Origin of the sequence: Hornefia butyriciproducens (genome assembly GCF_009695915.1) — a bacterium.
GTDB lineage: Bacteria > Bacillota > Clostridia > Peptostreptococcales > Anaerovoracaceae > Aminicella > Aminicella butyriciproducens.
Genome location: NZ_VUMZ01000004.1, coordinates 216,828 through 237,249 on the forward strand (window position 1 = coordinate 216,828; position 20,422 = coordinate 237,249).

Genomic DNA, 20,422 nt, shown 5'->3' on the forward strand with positions numbered 1-20,422 from the left:
GATATTTAAATCAACTGTGCGACAGCCCCTTTTTTCGAACGAGTCTTCAGCTCATATTGCCTAAATCAGTTTCTCCCGCTTCAGGTATTCTCTAGCGACGTCCTTCGGCTCCCGGCCCTTGACGTCCACCTGATAATTCAGCTTCATCATCACCTCGTCTGTCAGCTTCGGCGCGAGTTTATCCACAACCTCTCTCAGTTCCGGGTATTTCTTCAGCGTATCGGAGCTGAAGCACGGAACGGCGTAGTACGGCGGGAACACATGATCTTCATCCTTCAGGACTTTCAGATTGTATTTCAGCAGCATTCCGTCCGTCGCAAAGGCGTCGATCACGTCGACCTCTTTGTTGGCCAGCGCGACAAACCTCGGAGAGCCGTCCATCGCCGAAATCTTCCTGAACTTCAGACCGGGATAAGCCTTTTCAAGCGCATCCATACAATCATGACGGTTCTGGAATTCCAGAGAGCAGCCGAGATGCATCTGTGACGATTTGTCCACCAGATTCTCAATCGTTTCCAGATTATACTTTTTCGCGATCCGATGACTCACTGCCAGAGTATACGTATTATTGAATCCACACTGCCTGGTCAGCGTGATGTTCTGTTTCTTCATTTCCCTGACACAGGTATTATACACGCCCTCCATGTCATCAGTGCCGTCATGTTTCAAAACACTTCCGTACAGCGTCCCGGTATAATCGACATACATGTCGATCTCACCTTTTTTCAACGCCTCGTAGCAGACCTGACTTCCTCCCAGATTCTCCTTCCGGAAACAGTTGATATCCGTGTGCGCCTCAATATAATCGGAACAGAGGTTCACAAGAATGAACTGCTCGGTGAAATCCTTGCCCCCAATAGTAATTTCTTTGTCCCTCCCCGAAACCATATTATTAATGGCTCCGCCGGCGATTATGGCACAAATAAGAATCAGTGCGGCCGCAAGCGTAAACTTCTCTCTTTTGCGTTTGCGCTTCATCTGCGCTCTAGAGATCCCGCCGGTTTTCTGCAGGCTTATAGGCGTCACGAGTTTTTCCACCAGTCCCATCAGAAAATCCACCAGCAGTGCCAGAATGCAGGCCGGATTCGCGCCTGCAAGAATCTGATAATTATTTGTCGTCCGGATTCCCGCAAAGACTAGGTATCCGAGACCTCCGGCTCCGATAAACGCCGCCATGGTCATCAGTCCCACTGCTGTAACGGCCGAAATTCGCACGCCGGCCATGATTACAGGCAGCGCCATGGGAATCTTTACTCTGGTCAGGACCTGCCTCGGCGTCAGTCCGATTCCATTCGCCGCCTCCACCATCTGCGGATCAATTCCGGAAATTCCCGTATAGGTATTCTTAACGATAGGCAGCAGCGAGTAAATGATAACCATCACGACGGCCGGCAAAACGCCGATACCCAGTAACGGAATTCCAAGACCGAGCAGCGCCATGCTCGGAATGGCCTGAACTACATTTGCAGCACCGATCACCGGCTTGTCCAGTTTACGCACATAACTGATCAGGATTCCCAAGGGAACACCGATCAGGATCGCGATGCACACCGCAATCGCAGTCATCTCAATATGCTCCAGCGTCAGCTTCCAGATTTGCGTTGAATGTGCCCCGAAATATGCAAACATCTTAATCATTTTCCAGCACCTCCTCTGTCGGTTCCTCCAGATACTGACGGCTCAGTGTAGAAACAAGATTACTGTTGGTCAGCAGTCCCACAAGCCTTCCCAGATCGTCCACAACCGGGACGTTGCTGACGTCTGTCTGATCTATCATCTTCAACACGTCCAAAATGCTGTCCTCCGGATGAGCGGTATACTTCACCGGAAGCATGATATCCCTGGCGGGCTTCTCCGGCTGGCGATTGGAATACAGGGATTTTCGGTTAATGATTCCCATCAGCCGGTTTTCATTCCCGGTCACAAGCAATGTGTCCACGTGATGCATCGTCAGTTTGGTGATGCACCGTTTAGCGGTAAGCTCCGCGTCGCAGGTGACTGGCTCGCGAATCATGAAATCCTCCACTCTGATGTATTCCGGAGAATCCCAGATCCGGTTGAATCCCACGAAGTTTGCGACAAAGTCATTCGCCGGACGGCGCAGTATTTCCTCCGGCGTATCGTACTGCAGGATATGACCGTCCTTCATGATGCATATCCGATCTGCAATCTTAATCGCCTCGTCCATGTCGTGAGTGACAAAGATCATCGTCTTTCCCATCTTTCGATGCAGTTCTGTCAGCTCATCCTGCAGGGAACTTCTCGTCAGCGGGTCCAGCGCGGAAAAAGGTTCGTCCAGGAGCACGTACTCCGGATCGTTGGCAAGCGCACGAATCACGCCGATACGCTGTTGCTGTCCCCCGGACAGTTCGGTGGGATACCGCTCCAGAAACTCTCCCGGATCCATATCCACCATTTCCATAAGCCTCTCCGTTTTTTTCAGAATCTGATATTCATCCTTCCCTTCCAGCTTCTCGATGATTTCAATGTTTTGACGTATTGTCATATGCGGGAAAAGACCGCCCTGCTGGATAACATACCCCATGTTCCGGCGCAGCTTCACCTTGTCGATGGATTCGATATTCTGTCCATCGATGATGATTTTACCGCCGGTGGGCGAAAGAAGACGGTTGATCATTTTCAATGTCGTCGTTTTTCCACAGCCGCTTGGTCCGATCAGCACAGTCAGCTCACCGTCGTGAAAATCCATGGAAATTCTGTCCAGGACCACGTTGTTCTTAAAGGCCTTTGTGACCTCAATCAGTTGAATCATGCTCTCATCTCCTTATATGGTTGTGTAACATCTGGTAAATTTATGACATAACTTGTACATATTTGTCAAATAGAATTATAGCACAGAATTTTGTGCTTTACGTGAACCCGTGTTGTTTCTGTGAAATCCCGGTGCCCCCGGATCCCGCGGATTACTTCTCTGAAACAGGCCTGTGCTCCTCTTTCCAGAGTTTTCCGGCCACAGGCTCCCACGCCTCGGCATAGGCGTCGCATTTTCCGCACAGATGCTCCGCGCTTTCCGGACACATCAGATCCGTGCTCCGTGCGCCCGTTTCCGCTATCATTTTACGCAGATAATCCGGATTCTCCAGCATCGGGCAGGGTCTGAGCAGATTTTCATTGAAGGGCTGCTCCCTCCTGTAGGCCCGGAACAACGGCTGCTGAAGGCATTCCAGCAGCGTTTTGCTGTGAATATTCGCATCCGAGTAATGAATAAACACGCAGGGTTCCACATCACCGTTGGAATTGATATGACAGTAGCATCTGCCTCCGGCGATGCACCCGTGCACCTTGTCCCCGTCATTCTGAAAATCCATGAGCCAGATGGGTTTACCGCCCTCATAGCCTCTGACCTCGCGAATTCGGCGGAAGATATATTCTCTCTGCTCCGGCGTCGGCATCAGACTGACATCAGCATCTTGCCCCACCGGCATATAATGGAAATACCAGGAGAACTGGACGCCCTTGCTGATCAGGAAATCCAGAAATTCATCGCTGGTCACAGCCTCGATATTTTCCTTTGTATAACAAATGGAGGTCCCGTAGACCAGGCCGCTTCGATTCATCAGTTCCATGGCATCTGTGACCTTTCGGAAGGCTCCTGCGCCGCGGCGCGCATCGGTGGTCTCTTCGAAACCTTCAATGCTCATGATCAGGATGATGTTCCTGCACCTGCGGATATCCTCGCAGAACTGCTCGTCAACCAGGGTTCCGTTGGTGAAAATCATGAAACCGCAGTCGGAATGCTTTTCTGCCAGACGAATGATATCGCCCCGACGAATCAGCGGTTCCCCGCCGGTCATGGCGTATTCATGAATCCCGAGCTCCTTTCCCTGCGTAATAATGCTGTCCATGTCCTCATAGCTAAGGTTCAGCGTATGCTTGTATTCCGCCGCCCAGCAGCCGGTGCAGTGCATATTGCACGCACTGGTCGGATCGAACAGAATGACCCACGGAATCGGAATGCCCAGTTTCTCTCCGGTCTTCTGGCTCTGCCGATAGCCGGATAGCGCTCCTTCGTATCCGAAGGACAGAAAAATTCCCTTCAGAAATTCTGTATCGCGCGTGTCCAGCAGCCGGCAGAAAAAGTCTGTCCATTTCCCATCCTTGCCGAGCGCCGTTCTGAGTCGGTCAAACGCTTCCGGCGGCCACGTGTTCCCAAGGAGTTTCTCCATCGCGTTCACAACGCCGACAAAACCCTCTTCACGGGCGTTCTTTGATTTTTTCATTACACAGTTCAATGCGACCTCAAAGGCCTTTTTCTCCGCCGCATGAGTAATTGATGCCATGTTTTCCTCCTCCCCCTGATACATGCTCAGCAATCGAAATTTTTGAAATATCAGCCCATCGAATCATAAATGTATCAGCATATTAAAAAAACTGTTACTATATCACTATTATACGCTATATCATTGTTTTTTCAAACGACACTATTTTCAATCTGTTCAGGCCGCTGCCTTTTCGCACCCTCAAATCCTTGCAATTTCAATGTCAGAAAGAAATTGAACGATGCGTGCTTCGGGAGCACCGCAGGAACCGTGATGACCACATTGTCTTTTCCCAGGTCAGAGCCATGGTCGCATGCTTTGTCGTTCTTCGAGAGTGTCGGTCCTCCTACTGTATTCGGCGCACCGAATACTCATGTGCGTTAAAAGCAGCAAACAAAAAGCATTCCACGTCGTATAGACGCGAAATGCTATGATAACTCATTAAGGCCTCGTCAGACTTAACGGGTGCTGCCGGCAGTTTGTCAGCAGCACCGCAACACACAATCCAATGTTGGTGTGCGCCGCCAGACACTATTTGACGCTTGTATACAGCTCAGTCATGTCCGTGTATCCCGGCGCTACAGACTTTCCCTGAAAACGCGGATAATTTCATCACGGCTGAGTTCTTTGTAGCCGCCCTTCAGCGGAATCGTCCGGTCCGCCAAGTCCTCCAGCATGTCCTTACTGACGCCAAGCTCAGAAAGTTTCATCACGACGCCGATTTCCTTCATCCAGTTTTCCATCGCCGCAAGGCCCTCCGCAGCAATTTGCTCCTGCGTCTTCCCTGCCGGCGCGATACCCCAGACGTTTTCCGCGAATCTCACGAATTTAGCCAATCCATAGGGCATGATGTACCGGTAATACGGAAGTGAAACCGCCGCCAGAGTCATCCCGTGAGTTGCTCCGGTGTATCCGCCTGCCGCCTGCCCCAGCATATGCACCATCCAGTCCGTCGTTTTTCCTTTTGAGATCAGTGTGTTCAGCGCCCATGTGGCAGTCCACATGAGGTTGCTTCTGGCTTCATAGTTCTGCGGATCCTTCACCGCAGCACGGCTCGAATGAATCACAGAGCGCATCAGCCCTTCACTGATATAGTCGCTGGTATTGTCATCCTCTCCGGAAAAGTACTGTTCACAGATGTGATTGAAGATATCATAAATTCCTGCGACCATCTGATATTCAGGCAGCGTCATCGTATACACTGGATTCAGCACAGTGAACCGCGGCATTACATCCTCGCTCGCGAATACATGTCCGATTTTCTGTTTTGTTTCCTCATTTGTAATTACAGATCCGGCATTCATCTCGGATCCGGTTCCGACCATGGTCAGCACGCACCCTACCGGAATGAGCCGGCATTCAGGCTCCTCAAATCGAACAAAATATTTTTCCCACGGATCCTCCTCACAATTAACTGAAACGGAAACCGCCTTGGAGTAGTCGCAGACGGATCCGCCGCCGACAGCGAGAAGGAGATCAGCCTGATGCTCCCGCGCGATTTCGATCCCTTCGCGCAATTTGGACAGCGTAGGGTTCGGCATGACTCCACTGATCTCTGCGACATTTTTTCCGCTCTCTGTCAGAATGCGGAGCACGTCGTCATAGATCCCGTTCTTCTTGATTGATCCTCCGCCGTACACGAGAACCACGTTTTTTCCGTACTTCCGAAGTTCAGTCTTCAGATTGTTCAGCGAATCCTCTCCGAAATAGAGTTTCGTCGGATTGCAGTATGTGAAATTTCCAAACATTTTATCCCTCCAGTTCGTCACATTCCTGATCCGTCACCGGATCCAGCCATTCTGTTTCTGTTTCATAAACTTCCTTTGCCAGACGGAACGCCGCCCACGCCTTCGGCCATCCCGCATAAAACGCCACATGGGTGATGACTGCGGCCATCTCCTTCCGGCTCACTCCATAATTTTTCGCGTTCAGGATATGGAACTTCAGACTGCTGTCGGTCATTCCCTGTGCGATCAGTGCAGTCACTGTAATCAGGCTTCTGGTCTTCAGGTCGATATCCTCATTGTTCCAGTTTTCTCCGAACAGGATGTCATCATTGAAATGAGCAAACTCCGGAGCGAATTCCCCCAAAGCATCCCGTCCTGCCGTCTGCTTCACTGCCATAATTTTGTTCTCCCTCCTTCATATCCATTTGCGGAATACATCTTCCGCATTCTTCGCATCGCCGCCCCGGATCGCCAGGCCGTCCTCTACTTCCGCAGTCGGGCAGAGCTTCTTTATATCGCGGAGACTTCTTCCCATTCCGCTGCCTTCGTGAGTGCAGAACGGCTTTATCGTCTTTCCGCCGAAATCGAAATGCTCCAGAAATGTGAACACTGCCATCGGCATGGTGCTCCAGTAATTCGGATATCCCAGATAAATCACGTCATAACCACTGATGCTCTCCGGCCACTCCGACAGCTCCGGCCGGGCGTTCTTCTCCTGATCCCGCCGCGCCTGTTCAATACACTCGTTGTAGTCTTCCGGGTACGGCTGCTCCTGTTCAATCCTGAACAAGTCCGCTCCCGTGAGCTTCTGCAGAATTCCGGCCGCCACCTCGGTGTTCCCGGTCTTCAGCTTCTGAATCCTTCCGTTTAAATAATTTTCGTCTGCTCTTGAATAAAACGCAATCAGTGCTTTTCCCATATGCTTTACTCCTTTCTCTGTACCCTCACTGTATCACGAGTCTGATTGACAGAGAATCTCCGAAATGTTACCATAGTATAAACCACACGTTTATACTCATATAGGTTAACAGGTCTGAAACGCCATTTTTCATCACGCAGGAGGTTCATTATGTATAATCCGCTTTTAGATACATTCCTCGCTGTCGCGGATTCCGGCAGCTTCACCAGAGCCGCGGACCGGCTGTATATTTCCCCCACCGCCGTCATGAAACAGATGAACGCACTGGAAAAACATCTGGACCTGAAACTGATCGAGCGGAGTCCTGCCGGAGCGCACCTGACCGAAGCCGGCCGGATCATATACCGAAACGCGAAATTTCTGATCGATTATTCCCGCAAATCCGTCGAGGAGGCGATGGCGGCGACACGCGCCCGGGACACCACATTCTGCGTCGGAACCTCCCTGCTGAATCCGGCAAAGCCTTTCATGGATCTCTGGTATCGCGTCAACAAAGATTTCCCCGATTACAGGCTACACCTGGTCCCCTTTGAGGACGACCACAACGGAATCCTCTCAGAAATCGACCGGCTGGGCGGAAAATTTGATTTTCTGATCGGCGTCTGCGACTCGAGGACATGGATGTCCCTCTGCAGTTTTCAACCTCTCGGACGCTACAAAAAAATGGTCGCCGTGTCCCGGGAGCACCGGCTCGCCTCCCGGACACAGATCACTGTTGAGGATCTGTACGGGGAAACGCTGATGATGGTACCCCGTGGAGATTCGGGCACCAATGACTTTATCCGCAACGACCTCGAAACCAACCATCCGGAAATCCACATCGAGGATACGTCTCCGTTTTATGACCTCTCTGTATTTAACCGCTGTGCGGAAACCGGAAATGTGCTGCTCACCATAGAATGCTGGCAGCATGTGCATCCCGGACTGGTTTCGATTCCCGTTGCCTGGGAATACAGCATCCCCTACGGTCTGCTGTACAGTCTGAACGCTCCCGACGATGTGCTCCGGTTCGTGGACGCCGCCGCGACGCTTCATCCGGAAGACTGAATTTACAGTTCATACGCGCCGCCGCGACGCTGCAGTTTATTGTTTATGCACGGTTCATTCGCGACCGTGTCCGTAAGACCGGCACGCTGTCGCAGGCTCCCGCTATATACTTTTCATTTTACAATCAACCTACATATTATTTTTGCATATTAAGATTTTAGCGGCAAGGGCGAGTTTCTCATAATCACCGGATCTGATTGGATTAAGGCCGGTGATTTTTCCTATTTGATTGAATCTGTACCTCAAAGTATTCTCGTGCTGGTTCATATCAGTTGCCAGACGATGAAGGTCTCCTTCTAACAAAACATAATCGAGAAGGGTGTTCAGAAGCATTGTATTGTAGGAAGCATCATATTCAATGACAGGCTCCAGTAATCTTTCGGCATATGAGACCATTGCAGGATCTTCAGCAAGAGGCAGGATGGCCTGATATGATCCCAAATCATGATAGGCCGTGAAAATATCTTCTTTTTTACGATTAATGATCGATGCATAAATGGCCTCCTGCATGGCATGGTCCAATTCGCGGATATCATAATGCTTTTCACCTATACCTATGCTGTATTCGGATGGGTCTCCGACTATGGAATCAATAGCCTGATTTATGTAGTTGTTTCCGAAACCGGATTCCAGATCCTCAGAAGATATGATGTACATGAATCCATTCTGATAGCGATACAGGGAGTTGTGTCGATCATATATTTCTGATTTCTGATATTTAGTGACCTGCTTTACATATTCTTCATCACTTAAAAATGATTCTTTATGGCAATAAATTGCCGTGATCTGGGGCAGGAAAGAAGGATTCATTCTCATTGCACTCGTTTTTACTTCTTCTCTTGGAATCGGCGTGTTCAGGAGAGCCCCTATCTCCTTGTCACCGAATTCTGCACGTTCAATATCTTTGATATAATCATGGAGTTTTATAGTAAGACTGCAAAGATCGGCAGAAGGATCTTCCGTAACAAATATCGGGAATTCTTTGGCATCCGCATAACGAAGCACAGTTTCCGGTATATCGATTCTGAAGACATTGTTAACGATCAGACCGCTCACATCTCTGTCTATAAGGTGGCGAATGGCGTCTCTCGTCAAAAAAGCATTGTCTTTTGCATATAAAAAAGATGTCATTACCAGCTGACCTTTGTTAAATTTAGAATAATATTGCCTATTGCTTTGATATTTTACAAATTCGTAATCGAGCCATCCGATGCTGTCCACCTGCCTCCAAAGGCCTTTGCTTCCGGAAATAAGCCTTATATTCTTGAATTCATCCAGCCTTATCAACTCGTCTATCTTTATGATCATGTCAGTTTCCTCCATAAAAAGTATAATAAAAATTATAGTAAATTGAAACATATATTTGTAAATATTACTATATTTCCACTTTGATAATATGGCGTGCCTGATATATAGTGATAGCAGAAAGAAGAATCTCTAACATATCAGATAGAAATACGGAGGTAATGAAATGAGAATCGAAAAATTTGAACTTGAATCATGGCTCAATCCGCTTGACCCGCTTTGCAAATATAACCTTGGCGCCAGCTGCGTTAAGGCGTTCGGCCTAAAAGAGATGCTGGACTTCGTAGGAGAAGATTCCAATAAGATCATGGAAGAGCTCGCAAATAAGAGCCTTCACTATGGAGAATTTGATGGTTCTAAACGCCTTAAAAAGGCCGTCGCAGGCATTTACAAAAATGCCGATCCTGAGATGGTCATTACCACTCATGGAGGTACCGGTGCAAACAATATGATCCTTACAGAGCTTCTGAACCCCGCTGACAACATCATTGTCATTACTCCCACATATCAGCAGCACTATTCGATTCCTGCAAATCTCGGAGTTGAAGTAAGGAAAGTCCGCGGCACTGCTGATAATAACTGGCTTCCCGCAATAGATGAGATACGTGAGAGATTTGATGAGAATACCAGAATGATCATCGCGACAAGCCCAAGCAATCCGGCAGGAATATACATCAAGCCTGACCTCATGAATGAGATCGTTGAACTTGCGAGGACGACCGGAGCATATGTGCTTTTCGATGAGATGTACAGAGGTCTTGATGATGAATACATGCCTTCCATAATTGATGTTTATGAAAAAGGTATCAGTACAAGCAGTATGTCAAAAGTATACTCCATGGCAGGAACCAGAGTAGGCTGGATCGTTGTCAGGGATCCGGAACTATATGACCGCATCTTCAATCGTCGTTCCTTCGATACTATCTGTGGAGGCGTGATCGATGAATTCCTCGCAGCCATTGCACTTGAGCATTCTGATAAGATACTTGAAAGAAGCAGAAAGATAGTCAGAGCCAATAAAGAGATGCTTGATAAGTGGATGGAGGACCATCCCAGACTTCACTACTGCGGAGAAAGTTATGGTTCCACAGCAATGATCAGCTATGACTATGATATTTCTGCTACGGAATTCGGTCAGAGACTGTTCGATGAGGAAAAGGTTCTGATTTGTCATGGTGATGTATTTGAAGAAGAAAAAACATTCCGTCTCGGATATGGATTCGGAGAAACCGATCTCCTATCGGGTGGCCTTGATGCCCTCGGCAAATTCTTAAAGAGACTGGAGGATGAAGGAAAATGAAGATAAAAGTATTATCAAGGGCAAACTTGATCAATATTCTGGAAATGCCTGAAGTGATCAAAGGTGTTGAATCGGTATATAAGACAAAGGCACAGGGCAATGTGGTTGCCTGGCCCCTTGTAGAACATAAATTCAGCACAGGAGCACTTATGGATATCAGATCTGGTGGAGCCTTTGGAGAAGTGGGAATACATGGAGCCAAGCTGCTGAATAACTTTCCGGAGAATGCCGCAAAGGGACTTCCCGTATTCACCGGAGTTCTCATGGCCTTTGACTCAGAGACAGGCCTCCCTATAGGGGTTATGGATGCATCATATATTACGAGCATGAGAACAGGAGCTGCAGCGGCCATAGGCGCAGCGGCTCTTGCCAGGCCTGACAGCGAGAGTCTGCTCCTTGTAGGTGCCGGACTCCAGTCAATATATCTTCTTGGCGCCACGCTCGTCAAAATGCCGGGACTTAAGAAGGTGAGAGTAATCGATACCTTTGCACAGGACAACGCTGACAGATACATCACTACTATTCAGGAAAGGCTTAAGAATGAACTCGGTATAGATGCCTCAGAAGTCGTATTTGAAGCTGCTCATGATATGAAGGAAGCGGTAGAGCAGAGCGACGTTATCCTTACCATTACCAGGAGCACCAGCCCGCTTATTATGAAGGATTGGCTGAAGCCCGGAACACATTTAAGCTGCATCGGAGCTGATATGGTAGGAAAAGAAGAAATCGATCCCGAGATATTCAGAACAGCCAGATGTTTTGCAGATGACGCTAAGCAGTGCTGCACCGTTGGGGAGATGGAGATCCCTGCCAAGATGGGCATCCTTTCTCCGGAGACAGTTACAGGAGAGATAGGAGAAGTGCTGGCTGGTATGAAACCAGGACGAGTAAGTGATGAAGATATCACGGTATTTGACGCTACAGGACTGGCAGTTCTTGACCTGGTCACTGCCAAAACTGCGGTTAGAACAGCTGAAGAAAAAGGACTTGGAACTACCGTTGAGATCTGATACGGGAAAGAGAGTTCAGGCGGAAACTTTACATGTATTAGGCTTAGAAACAGGAGTGGACTTTTCCACTCCTGTTTTTGTAACCACATTCTTTGTATTCGAGTATGGCTCTCATGTCTGAAATCTTGAGCAGTGACTCATTTCCTTAGTCGTACAGATCCGTTTCGGTGATAATAGCAAGGTTCTTGAGCTTGCAGATAGTGTTTACAACGGAGAAAATGATGACGGCCCCAAGGCTTGCGGTCGTATCGTCCTGGTCGAACCGGGGTGAAATTTCACAGATATCGAACCCGACCAGTTTGCGTGTCCTGATAATATGTTTGATGATCGGCAGCACGGTTTCCGGGTCCAGACCTGTGGACTGCGGTGCGCTGACTCCCGGAGCAAAGGCCGAGGAGAAGACATCCGTACAAACCGTGATATAAAGTCGCTCATGTCCATAAGTAAATGTATCGATTTTTTCCAGAACTGAGGTGACGGTGCCGTTCTGGATCTCCTTCGCCAGAACATAACGGGCACCAAGCCGGTCGGCTGTCTTGAACAGACTGACTGTATTGCTGTGCTTCTGGATGCCGATCGGCAGATAACCGAACTTCATGTCTTTGCTTTTGCAGATGTCCGCAATCTGGCGGAACATGGAACCGGAGGAGCTGCCGTTATCATACGGGCGCAGGTCAAAGTGGGCATCAAAATTGATGATGCCGATGTCCGGAGAATCAACAACCTTCTCCGCATAATTCAGCTGACCGAGATAATGCCCGAAGGTTGTCTCATGACCGCCGCCCAAGACGATCGGGAACAGATTCAGGCTTCGGATCTGTTCGACTGCCTCGCCGAGAAGCTTTTGGCCCTCTTCCATGGAGATCTCCTGACAGAGAATATTGCCTGCGTCAAAAAGCTTGACGCGCTGATCAAATGTGCATGGCAGGTTGGACATCTGCTGGCGGATGAAATCCGGAGCAAGCGCCGTACCGACACGGCCTTTGTTCCTGCGCACACCCTGTTCACTGCAAAAGCCGATGAATGCAAATCCCAGATCACCTTCAAAGGCCTTTGGATCCCCATTCAGGTCAAGCTTTTCGACCCACTGGTGCCACCGCAGGGAATCATAATCCGTCTCGCTGTCCACACGGCCATGCCAGTCCTGCATCGCATTCACATAATTTTTAAGCATATATTCACCTCGTAATGTTGTGTGATAATAGGGTTCAAGCACAGTATAGCACAAAAATGCGGGATTGGCGGTAAGATACTTTCTGTGCAGGAAGAAAATACCGGAGAAGGGGAAGGAGCTCCGCTCCGATTTAAACTCTTGGTGGGGTTAACGATCACTGCATTATAAGAAACCGCCATGCTGCTGCAGGTAAAGCCCATATAATGGTGTAAATTCGAAAAATTGAAAAGAGCCAACGGCTCAGCCTTTAGGTATAATGGTAATCACGACATCAACATAATACCGAAAGGAGAACACGGTGGCTCAACTCAATATTACATTGAATCAGGAAGAAATTCTACAATTACTTTCGACAGATCACGATGAAGCATTCCGGATACTGCTCCAGAACTGCCTGAATTCTGTCCTGAAGGTGGAATCTCAGAAGCAGTTGAACGCGGCTCCGTATGAGCGTTCCGAGACCCGTACAGACTGCCGCAACGGTTTCCGGGACAGAGATCTTATAACACGGATTGAAACCATCACTCTCTCTGTTCCGCGTCACCGGAACCAGCCTTTCCGGACGCTGATCTTTGACAACTATTCCCGGAGCGAAGCCGCCCTCATCGTTGCGATGGCAGAAATGGTCGTGAACGGCGTTTCCACACGTAAGGTGACACGTGTCATAGAAACGCTCTGCGGAACGTCTGTTTCGAAATCTGCAGTCTCTGAAGTCTGCCATGATCTCGACAAGGATGTAGACGCCTTCCGAAACCGCCCGATCGAAGGGAGCTATCTGTTCCTTACGGTCGATGCCACCTACTTCAAAGTCCGGGAGAGCGGCCTCGTATTCTCAAAAGCAATGATGATTGCCTACGGGACGAACGAAGCCGGAAAACGGGAGATTCTGGGATTTGCGCCATACAGAAACGAATCACCCGACACATGGAAAGAATTCCTCAAAAGCCTGAAGAAGCGCGGATTGTGCGGGCTCATGATGATCACATCGGATGCGCATGAAGGTATCATTCAGGCAGTAAGGGAAGTATTTCCTGACGTACCGTGGCAGCGGTGCCAGTTCCATTTTTCAAAGAACATCGCAGACAAAGCTCCGAAGAAATATCAGTCCGGTCTCAGAGCGGAACTTCAGGAGAAGTTCAACGCGAAGACCATTCAGGCGGCACGGACTCTCCGCGATAAGATCATCCGGGATTATCAAGATGTCGCTGAATCCTCCATGGCTTGTCTGGACGAAGGATTCGAGAGTGCCATGACGGTCATGACGCTGCCAGAAGGGATGCGGCGGTTCTTCCGCACATCAAACCACATCGAGCAGCTGAACCGGGAACTGAAGCGGCGATCGAAAACCATCGGGATCTTTCCGAATGATGCCTCACTGGTCCGGCTGATTGGATCCGTCCTGCTGGAGCAGAACAGTATCTGTCAGGCTGGAAGGTCCATCTTCAGTAAGGAGACATACAGCAAACTTCTTGTATCAGATGTAAGGAACAGGCTCCACCTGATTGCGGAGGAACAGGCCTCCCTCTTACAGGTTGCCTGACCAGAATGAACCTAACGGCAATTTACACACAAATTTGGACTTGACTGTCAATTTGCAATGAAAAACTGATAGCATACAAGTATGCCAATAACGATCCATAGAATCATAGCTATGACATGAAGCTTTGGCCGCTTAGCATTGTTATTTCTTATTATCACGACTTCAAATATCCCATAAATAACCCAAACGATAAGGAAAATAAAGTTAAACATTACTGACCTCCTGCTTTTTAACAAGTTTACATTTCATTTTCCCATTTCGATACTGATATCCCTAAACCCGCTGCCCGCCTTGTTTTTTATAATACGTCCAGATTTCATATGAACCTGTTATTTTTGTATAGTCATATCCTGCTCCAGATGCCAAAGCTGCATATCCGTTTAGCGCCCGCAAGCCCCAACTGACAACAGGAAATCCGCGTTTGCATGAACCAGGCATCTCCAATTCTTTTTTTCCGGGAAACCCCGTTCTATCAACCGAGAACGACTATCCCTATCCACAAAAACGGAATCCAGAGAGAGCAGATCATCCATGCTTTTTCTGTTCGGGTAAGTTGCTTCCAATCGATCTTTAAGTCAATGGCAATCACGATAACGCAGATACAAATAATCAATATTATTCCGGATTTTATCCAGATACTTAGATTCTTCATCAATCCGTACCACTCCAATAGTGAAGTTATCAGGTAGTATATTGCGAGTAAATACTCAATATTCTTGTCTCTCTTCCTCATTTGTGTTGATTCCTCTTGTATTCGAAAGTCTTCATCCATATGAACTGATTAATGCGTGCTCAGCTATCGAATATGCTTGAAATATCAATAATACAAAGAGCATATTCGGTAGCCTGCCGCAAGGTTTTCAGGCGTTTCATCCGAAAACCTTGCGGCAGTGGGATTCGGAAACGGCCGAGTCCCTGAGCACAAGCATCAATTAGTGTCTGCCGGCGCACCCTTCCATTGGATGGTGCGCCGCGGCGCTGCTGACAAACTGCCGTCAGCGCCCATTAAGTTCCCGTCGGACTTAATGAACAGACACTAATTACGATATTTTACTGACAACTGTTACGTTCTCATTCTTAGGAATATATCCACTATTTTTTCCTCCGTTTCTCCATCTGAAAATAACTGCTACTTTTGCGTACTTTTTGCCAACTTTCGCATATACTGAATTCCACGATGCATACTTGTAACCGGAATAAGTTTCATTAATAAACACGAAAGTTTTACAAACTCCGACTACAGGTTGTTTGTAGGAGGCCGCGGTTTCGACTAACCCTGTGCAAAGTTTAAGGGCGCCCTGTTCTGTATACTTATCTCTCAAATCCTTGACTCCCGCTTTCTTGAGGTAGTAAACACTCGTCTTATTTGGATGAGATGCTGAACCGGTAACAACAGGATACGCTGTATTTTCGTCAGTGTTAACAATTTGCGTTAATGTGGTTCCATTAATCTCATACATAGTTTCAACAGCTTCTCCATTTGCATCTTTCGCCCATGCAGGATCAATTGTGCAAACAGTTTCATCCTGGTCATTTACTACAAAAATCTGACCACAATCATATTCATCGAATTCATCATTGTAGTCATAGTCCTTGACCAATCGGTATCCCTCAGGCAAATCAAATGTGAAATCATATTCCTTAGGCGCATTTGCGTTATTCATGGCAACCAGAGTCTTTACGGACTCACACAATGTCCCACTATTTTCTTCTTTCAGTGCCTGTACGCCGACCGACACATTCGCTCCGGTAGAATTATAAACAACCGTTCCATTATCCGTAAGAACGCCCCCTACCCTAGAAACGAATTCCGGCAAGTACATCACGATGTTTTCTCCTTCATATACCTCCGCAATTACCGGAGCACTTCCACTTACAGGAATCTCAATGTCAATTCCATCACCCTTTGCGAGGTATAAATCTTCCTTTTTTTCAATATCTGTATTGATTTCACTAGCTCCAGCTACTTTTTCAATAGAATCTGCGATTGCTTCCGCGGCAATCTCTACACGAGTTGCGGAATCTGTTGCAAATGCGACTGTGGTTATACTAAAGCATAACGCAAATGTTAATATAAAAACAATACTCTTTTTCATTTTTTCACCTACAATTTTCTCTTTCGCTCTCTTTCGCATTACTTCTAAGACGCGCGCTCAGAGTATCCCGATCAGATTTTGTAAAATGCGTAAATTACAGAATTCCCGAAGTTACTTCCCATCGTAATACCGGCTCATCCGCTCTGTCTCTCATGTTATTATTTCTCTACCCATACATAGCTTGTCACCTCCCTTAAATTTTCTACCTTCACTTATATAAACGCAAAAATATTTAAAAAAGGGACAGTCCTCCGAATATTTTTTGTATGTATCTTGTATACTTTCTACTACAAATCCCCCGTTTTCTCGTGTCATTTCCTCTGATGCGCTGAAATCCTCTTTTTTGCCGTTGTGTGGTATAATGCAAATGCACTGATTTTTTTATCCACTGAACACTCCTGTTTCAATTTTTTTGGGGGGTTCAGGCACGGATTTTCGTTGAGTTCACCCATTGAGCCGGGAGAAAACCTATGCTTACTTTTTTCATCTCTGTGATTCAGGATTTCAGCAGAAGGATTCACGAGCAGTACCGGGGACTTATGATGAGGCTGGCTCTGCAGATCACAAAGAACAACGAGGACGCAGAGGAGGCTGTACAGGACGCCCTTCTTATACTGCACAGAAAACAGTCGCTGCTTGAGACCTTCAGCGAGGATGATGAGCGGAATTATATCTATACGGTCACAAGAAACGAGGCTCTGCGTTACGCCAGAGCACAAAAAAAGAATCCGGAATATGTCACAATTTCAGCGTCTGATCCCTATATAGATATAGAGGGTGAGCCGGATATTGACGCGTTCCGGAATGAATTCGGTTTTTCGGACAATGTTGCCGCCGCCCTTCGGGAATTGAATGAATCAGAGCGGGATCTCATCTGTTATTACTACGGGGCAGGATTTTCATACAGACAGCTAGGCAGATTAATGGATGTGAAGCCCGCAACGCTGAGAAAACGGATGGAACGCTGTCTGAAGAAGCTTGAAACAGTGCTCAGGGAGGAACAAATTCGATGAGAATGCAAAGACAGGCTCACGAGATTTTAAAGGCATACGGACAGAGAATGTACGCCGCACACGTTGCCTATATGAACGGAGACAGCCGCATCACCTCCGCAAAGAGCAGAGCCCGTGCACGCAGAACACGCGTCAGAAAAGCGGCGGTTCTGATCGCCGCCATCGTTTTGATAACAGGGCTGACCGCCGTGGTCTGCAACGCCCTCGGAATTAATCTCTTCGGTTTCAGATTCAGTTTCCGGGACGGCTTTGCAGTGCTGACAAATCAAGAGGACAGCGGAAAAAAATTCTACGAGCCGAATTATATTGTCAGTGGCTTCCAGCCTGATGATGTCCTGCGCGATGAAAACCGATCCATTGACTATCTCTATTTGGACAAAAAAAGCGGCCGGCACTATACCGTTTCCGAAAGCACCACGAAGGATCTTACGCTTCACATCGATACGGAAGACGGTGATCTGGAGAAAGTAAATTACGGGATCTACGAGGTCAACGTTCATGAATACAAGAAAACCGGTCGTTGTACCGTCTATCTGAAAAAGAATAAGACCACGATCATTATCAACGGTGACATCAGCCGAAAGGATGCCTTCGCAGTCATTGGCAGTTTCAGAGATTGAGTTCGGAGGCTATGGCAGTCGTGATTTTAAATGCCGCTCAGTTGTTGTCCTCGACAATTTACGTATCGGCCTTTTCCTGATCTGCGGTTAGAATCGTGCGCCGCCGGGCGCACGATAACACGATAAAAGGACTGCGACAAAATTTCTCGCAGTCCTTTTATCTGTTCTGTAAAAACGGTGTCCGTTCACTGATTCTTCTGTTTCCTGAGAATCGCTTCCCATTCCTTCACGATGGACCGATCCTCGAAATAATCAATCCGCATCGCCTTCCGCACGCGGCCCAGGGTCTCGTTGGTGGTTTCCACCGCTTTCTCTGTTCCGGCCTTCAGAATATCATAGACAGTATCGATGTCAGCCTCCCATCTCGCGCGTTCCGCGCGGATCGGACCCAGAGTTTCCTCGAGAACACTGATCAGGAATTTTTTGCAGGTTCCGTCGCCGAGTCCGCCCCGGCGATAGTGCTCCTTCATCTCATCCAGATCCGAGTATTCCGGGAGATACTCTGCGAAATGATCCTTTGTACAAAAAGCATCCAGATAGGTAAACACAACATTTCCTTCGATATGCCCCGGATCCTCGACCCTGAGATGCTGCGGATCTGTGAACATGTGACCGTTAACCTGTTTCTTCACGGCTTTCGGCGTATCCGACAGATAGATGCAGTTCCCCAGGGATTTGCTCATCTTCGCCTTGCCATCCACGCCCGGAAGTCTGCGCTGCGTCTCGTTCTCCGGAATCATGGCCTTCGGCAGGACAAGCGTCTCTCCGTAAACGCGGTTGAATTTCTCTACGATCTCGCGGGTCTGCTCCAGCATCGGCAGCTGATCCTCGCCCACCGGAACCACATTAGCGTTAAATGCGGTGATATCCGCGGCCTGGGATACCGGATAAGTGAAAAATCCCGCGGGCAGACCCTCGTCTGCGAATCCACGCATCTGGATCTCTGCCTTGACGGTCGGATTGCGGGAAAGGCGCGCTGTCGTCACCAGGTTCATATAGTAGAAGGTCAGCGCATGCAGCGCCGGCAGCGCCGACTGAACGCAGATCGTTGTCTTCTCGGGATCCAGTCCCGCCGACAGATAGTCCAGAACCACATTGATGATATTGTCCCGGATCTTTCCGGGATCGTCAGCGTTATCCGTCAGCGCCTGATCGTCGGCGATCAGAATGTTGATTTCATCATATTCGCCGGAGTTCTGCAGTTCCACCCGCCGCTTCAGCGATCCGACATAATGACCGAGGTGCAGCCGTCCCGTAGGGCGGTCGCCGGTCAGGATAATATTTTTCCCCATTGCGAAAGTTCTCCTCCAGATTTTCATAAAATCAGGGCTTCCGGCCCCGTCCTTCTGATTTTATCACAAAGCGCCGCTTTCTGAAAGGGGTGCTCCCAGACAAATTCTACCTTCCTGCGCTCCGGAACAAATTAATGCGTGCCCTGCCGCCGAACTGCGCCCCGCGCGTCACTCATGCACAATCAGCTCCAGCACGTCCGGGCGGGAGTAATGCCCCACCGGATCGTGTTCCATCCGGCACGCCGCCGGCAGATCCATATCCAGATCCGCGTAAATAACCGCTTCCTCATCCCATACCGGCTCCGTCACATAATGCCCGAAGGGATCGATAATACAACTGCCGCCCCGGCACACAATCTCAGGCTGCCGGTCAATCGCCTCCTGCTCGTTGAGGTCAGAGGGATAGGATTCCCGTCGGACGAGCATATCCGCGTTTACAAAATAACATTTTCCTTCGATGGCAATATGCTGAATGGTGGCCTGCCACTCCGGATTATCATTTGTGTTCGGCGAAATATAAATCGTGATGCCTTTCTGATACAGCGCCACCCGCGCCAAAGGCATATAGCTTTCCCAGCAGATCAGGCTTCCCATGGGTCCCCATGGCGTCTCGGTGACAGGGAAAAAGCCTCTGTCCCCATCTCCGTAGACGACCCGTTCCGTCCCTGTGGGTTTCAGTTTACGGTGCACCTTATATGCTCCGTCCGGCTCGAAAATCACATTGCTGTTGTACAGCGTTCCGTTCACCGCGTCCCGTTCGGAAAATCCGATGCTGATGTACGCGCCGATCTTCACTGCCGCCTGCGAAAGCCTCTCGAACTCCGGTCCTCCGGCAACCACGGAAGCGTCGTAATATTTCTTCCAGTCCTGCCGTCCCTCCTCCGTCCGCTTTCCCATACTGAATCCGAAATTCATTCCGATGGGATAACCCGGGATGAACAGCTCCGGAAACACGATCAGTTCAGCTCCGTGCTCCGCCGCTTCTTCGATAAGTTCCAGCGCCTTCTGCACACAGGCCTCTTTCCTGAACAAAACAGGTTCCGCCTGGATCAGCGCAATTCTGCAGTCTTTCTTGACATCCTTCATTTCCTGTCCTCCG

Annotated in this window: 18 protein-coding genes; 6 read left to right on the forward strand and 12 right to left on the reverse strand. The window is 48.6% G+C overall.

Features of this window, described 5'->3' with window-relative positions; all coding sequences use genetic code 11:
- Nucleotides 1–60 precede the first annotated feature (60 nt).
- The 6 genes from FYJ64_RS05965 to FYJ64_RS05990 all read right to left on the reverse strand — a co-directional run bounded on the left by FYJ64_RS05965 (nucleotide 61) and on the right by FYJ64_RS05990 (nucleotide 6,926).
- Entirely contained in the window at nucleotides 61–1,638 is a 1,578-nt protein-coding gene (locus tag FYJ64_RS05965; RefSeq protein ID WP_235897125.1) for an ABC transporter permease/substrate-binding protein, read from the reverse strand.
- Nucleotides 1,631–2,773 (reverse strand): betaine/proline/choline family ABC transporter ATP-binding protein, encoded by a 1,143-nt coding sequence (locus tag FYJ64_RS05970; RefSeq protein WP_154574289.1) that lies wholly within the window; start codon nucleotides 2,771–2,773, stop codon nucleotides 1,631–1,633. The genes FYJ64_RS05965 and FYJ64_RS05970 overlap by 8 nt, the downstream gene beginning before the upstream one ends.
- 151 nt (nucleotides 2,774–2,924) lie before the next feature.
- Nucleotides 2,925–4,301, reverse strand: a complete 1,377-nt coding sequence (locus tag FYJ64_RS05975; RefSeq protein ID WP_154574290.1) for a radical SAM/SPASM domain-containing protein — start codon at nucleotides 4,299–4,301, stop codon at nucleotides 2,925–2,927.
- A 557-nt stretch (nucleotides 4,302–4,858) separates the two neighbouring features.
- The gene (locus FYJ64_RS05980) at nucleotides 4,859–6,028 is read right to left on the reverse strand and encodes an iron-containing alcohol dehydrogenase (protein WP_154574291.1); all 1,170 of its coding nucleotides are present in this window, start codon (nucleotides 6,026–6,028) and stop codon (nucleotides 4,859–4,861) included.
- 1 nt (nucleotide 6,029) lies between these two features.
- Nucleotides 6,030–6,404: a carboxymuconolactone decarboxylase family protein gene (locus FYJ64_RS05985; RefSeq protein WP_154574292.1), complete on the reverse strand. Its 375-nt coding sequence runs from the start codon at nucleotides 6,402–6,404 to the stop codon at nucleotides 6,030–6,032.
- Between the two features lie 18 nt (nucleotides 6,405–6,422).
- Complete coding sequence (locus tag FYJ64_RS05990; protein ID WP_154574293.1) at nucleotides 6,423–6,926, reverse strand: flavodoxin; 504 nt, start codon at nucleotides 6,924–6,926, stop codon at nucleotides 6,423–6,425.
- 150 nt (nucleotides 6,927–7,076) lie between these two features.
- On the opposite strand from FYJ64_RS05990, the gene FYJ64_RS05995 reads away from it, so the two are divergent.
- On the forward strand, nucleotides 7,077–7,973 hold the full coding sequence (locus FYJ64_RS05995) for a LysR family transcriptional regulator (RefSeq protein ID WP_154574294.1): 897 nt from the start codon (nucleotides 7,077–7,079) through the stop codon (nucleotides 7,971–7,973).
- A 129-nt stretch (nucleotides 7,974–8,102) separates the two neighbouring features.
- Here FYJ64_RS05995 and FYJ64_RS06000 read toward each other — a convergent pair whose 3' ends face one another.
- A complete protein-coding gene (locus FYJ64_RS06000; RefSeq protein ID WP_206045557.1) occupies nucleotides 8,103–9,281 on the reverse strand; it encodes a PucR family transcriptional regulator in 1,179 nt (392 codons plus the stop codon).
- Nucleotides 9,282–9,444: 163 nt separating this feature from the next.
- On the opposite strand from FYJ64_RS06000, the gene FYJ64_RS06005 reads away from it, so the two are divergent.
- Together FYJ64_RS06005 and FYJ64_RS06010 are read left to right on the forward strand one after the other, a co-directional pair.
- Nucleotides 9,445–10,578, forward strand: a complete 1,134-nt coding sequence (locus tag FYJ64_RS06005; RefSeq protein ID WP_154574296.1) for an aminotransferase class I/II-fold pyridoxal phosphate-dependent enzyme — start codon at nucleotides 9,445–9,447, stop codon at nucleotides 10,576–10,578.
- Nucleotides 10,575–11,588, forward strand: a complete 1,014-nt coding sequence (locus FYJ64_RS06010) for an ornithine cyclodeaminase family protein (RefSeq protein ID WP_154574297.1) — start codon at nucleotides 10,575–10,577, stop codon at nucleotides 11,586–11,588. The genes FYJ64_RS06005 and FYJ64_RS06010 overlap by 4 nt, the downstream gene beginning before the upstream one ends.
- A gap of 145 nt (nucleotides 11,589–11,733) precedes the next feature.
- Here the strand turns inward: FYJ64_RS06010 and hutG are convergent, their stop codons facing one another.
- Nucleotides 11,734–12,762, reverse strand: a complete 1,029-nt coding sequence (gene hutG, locus FYJ64_RS06015) for a formimidoylglutamase (RefSeq protein WP_154574298.1) — start codon at nucleotides 12,760–12,762, stop codon at nucleotides 11,734–11,736.
- A gap of 298 nt (nucleotides 12,763–13,060) precedes the next feature.
- On the opposite strand from hutG, the gene FYJ64_RS06020 reads away from it, so the two are divergent.
- Complete coding sequence (locus FYJ64_RS06020; RefSeq protein ID WP_328596993.1) at nucleotides 13,061–14,302, forward strand: IS256 family transposase; 1,242 nt, start codon at nucleotides 13,061–13,063, stop codon at nucleotides 14,300–14,302.
- Between the two features lie 472 nt (nucleotides 14,303–14,774).
- Here FYJ64_RS06020 and FYJ64_RS06025 read toward each other — a convergent pair whose 3' ends face one another.
- On the reverse strand, nucleotides 14,775–15,035 hold the full coding sequence (locus tag FYJ64_RS06025) for a hypothetical protein (protein WP_154574299.1): 261 nt from the start codon (nucleotides 15,033–15,035) through the stop codon (nucleotides 14,775–14,777).
- A gap of 307 nt (nucleotides 15,036–15,342) precedes the next feature.
- Nucleotides 15,343–16,398, reverse strand: a complete 1,056-nt coding sequence (locus FYJ64_RS06030) for a hypothetical protein (protein WP_154574300.1) — start codon at nucleotides 16,396–16,398, stop codon at nucleotides 15,343–15,345.
- A gap of 470 nt (nucleotides 16,399–16,868) precedes the next feature.
- On the opposite strand from FYJ64_RS06030, the gene FYJ64_RS06035 reads away from it, so the two are divergent.
- Nucleotides 16,869–17,411: an RNA polymerase sigma factor gene (locus tag FYJ64_RS06035; RefSeq protein ID WP_154574301.1), complete on the forward strand. Its 543-nt coding sequence runs from the start codon at nucleotides 16,869–16,871 to the stop codon at nucleotides 17,409–17,411.
- Entirely contained in the window at nucleotides 17,408–18,031 is a 624-nt protein-coding gene (locus FYJ64_RS06040; protein WP_154574302.1) for a DUF4367 domain-containing protein, read from the forward strand. The genes FYJ64_RS06035 and FYJ64_RS06040 overlap by 4 nt, the downstream gene beginning before the upstream one ends.
- 185 nt (nucleotides 18,032–18,216) lie before the next feature.
- On the opposite strand, the gene trpS is transcribed toward FYJ64_RS06040, so the two are convergent.
- Both trpS and FYJ64_RS06050 read right to left on the reverse strand, forming a co-directional pair.
- Entirely contained in the window at nucleotides 18,217–19,323 is a 1,107-nt protein-coding gene (gene trpS / locus FYJ64_RS06045) for a tryptophan--tRNA ligase (RefSeq protein WP_154574303.1), read from the reverse strand.
- A gap of 168 nt (nucleotides 19,324–19,491) precedes the next feature.
- Complete coding sequence (locus tag FYJ64_RS06050) at nucleotides 19,492–20,409, reverse strand: carbon-nitrogen hydrolase family protein (protein ID WP_154574304.1); 918 nt, start codon at nucleotides 20,407–20,409, stop codon at nucleotides 19,492–19,494.
- Nucleotides 20,410–20,422 lie beyond the last annotated feature (13 nt).

What these genes read in the sequence shown, in the direction of transcription:
- FYJ64_RS05970 (WP_154574289.1), bottom strand. Translation starts at nt 2,773, where the DNA reads ATGATTCAACTGATTGAGGTCACAAAGGCCTTTAAGAACAACGTGGTC.
- FYJ64_RS05995 (WP_154574294.1), top strand. Translation starts at nt 7,077, where the DNA reads ATGTATAATCCGCTTTTAGATACATTCCTCGCTGTCGCGGATTCCGGC.
- FYJ64_RS06005 (WP_154574296.1), top strand. Translation starts at nt 9,445, where the DNA reads ATGAGAATCGAAAAATTTGAACTTGAATCATGGCTCAATCCGCTTGAC.
- FYJ64_RS06030 (WP_154574300.1), bottom strand. Translation starts at nt 16,398, where the DNA reads ATGAAAAAGAGTATTGTTTTTATATTAACATTTGCGTTATGCTTTAGT.
- FYJ64_RS05965 (WP_235897125.1), bottom strand. Translation starts at nt 1,638, where the DNA reads ATGATTAAGATGTTTGCATATTTCGGGGCACATTCAACGCAAATCTGG.
- hutG (WP_154574298.1), bottom strand. Translation starts at nt 12,762, where the DNA reads ATGCTTAAAAATTATGTGAATGCGATGCAGGACTGGCATGGCCGTGTG.
- FYJ64_RS05980 (WP_154574291.1), bottom strand. Translation starts at nt 6,028, where the DNA reads ATGTTTGGAAATTTCACATACTGCAATCCGACGAAACTCTATTTCGGA.
- FYJ64_RS05990 (WP_154574293.1), bottom strand. Translation starts at nt 6,926, where the DNA reads ATGGGAAAAGCACTGATTGCGTTTTATTCAAGAGCAGACGAAAATTAT.
- FYJ64_RS05975 (WP_154574290.1), bottom strand. Translation starts at nt 4,301, where the DNA reads ATGGCATCAATTACTCATGCGGCGGAGAAAAAGGCCTTTGAGGTCGCA.
- FYJ64_RS06050 (WP_154574304.1), bottom strand. Translation starts at nt 20,409, where the DNA reads ATGAAGGATGTCAAGAAAGACTGCAGAATTGCGCTGATCCAGGCGGAA.
- FYJ64_RS06035 (WP_154574301.1), top strand. Translation starts at nt 16,869, where the DNA reads ATGCTTACTTTTTTCATCTCTGTGATTCAGGATTTCAGCAGAAGGATT.
- trpS (WP_154574303.1), bottom strand. Translation starts at nt 19,323, where the DNA reads ATGGGGAAAAATATTATCCTGACCGGCGACCGCCCTACGGGACGGCTG.
- FYJ64_RS06010 (WP_154574297.1), top strand. Translation starts at nt 10,575, where the DNA reads ATGAAGATAAAAGTATTATCAAGGGCAAACTTGATCAATATTCTGGAA.
- FYJ64_RS06040 (WP_154574302.1), top strand. Translation starts at nt 17,408, where the DNA reads ATGAGAATGCAAAGACAGGCTCACGAGATTTTAAAGGCATACGGACAG.
- FYJ64_RS05985 (WP_154574292.1), bottom strand. Translation starts at nt 6,404, where the DNA reads ATGGCAGTGAAGCAGACGGCAGGACGGGATGCTTTGGGGGAATTCGCT.
- FYJ64_RS06000 (WP_206045557.1), bottom strand. Translation starts at nt 9,281, where the DNA reads ATGATCATAAAGATAGACGAGTTGATAAGGCTGGATGAATTCAAGAAT.
- FYJ64_RS06025 (WP_154574299.1), bottom strand. Translation starts at nt 15,035, where the DNA reads ATGAGGAAGAGAGACAAGAATATTGAGTATTTACTCGCAATATACTAC.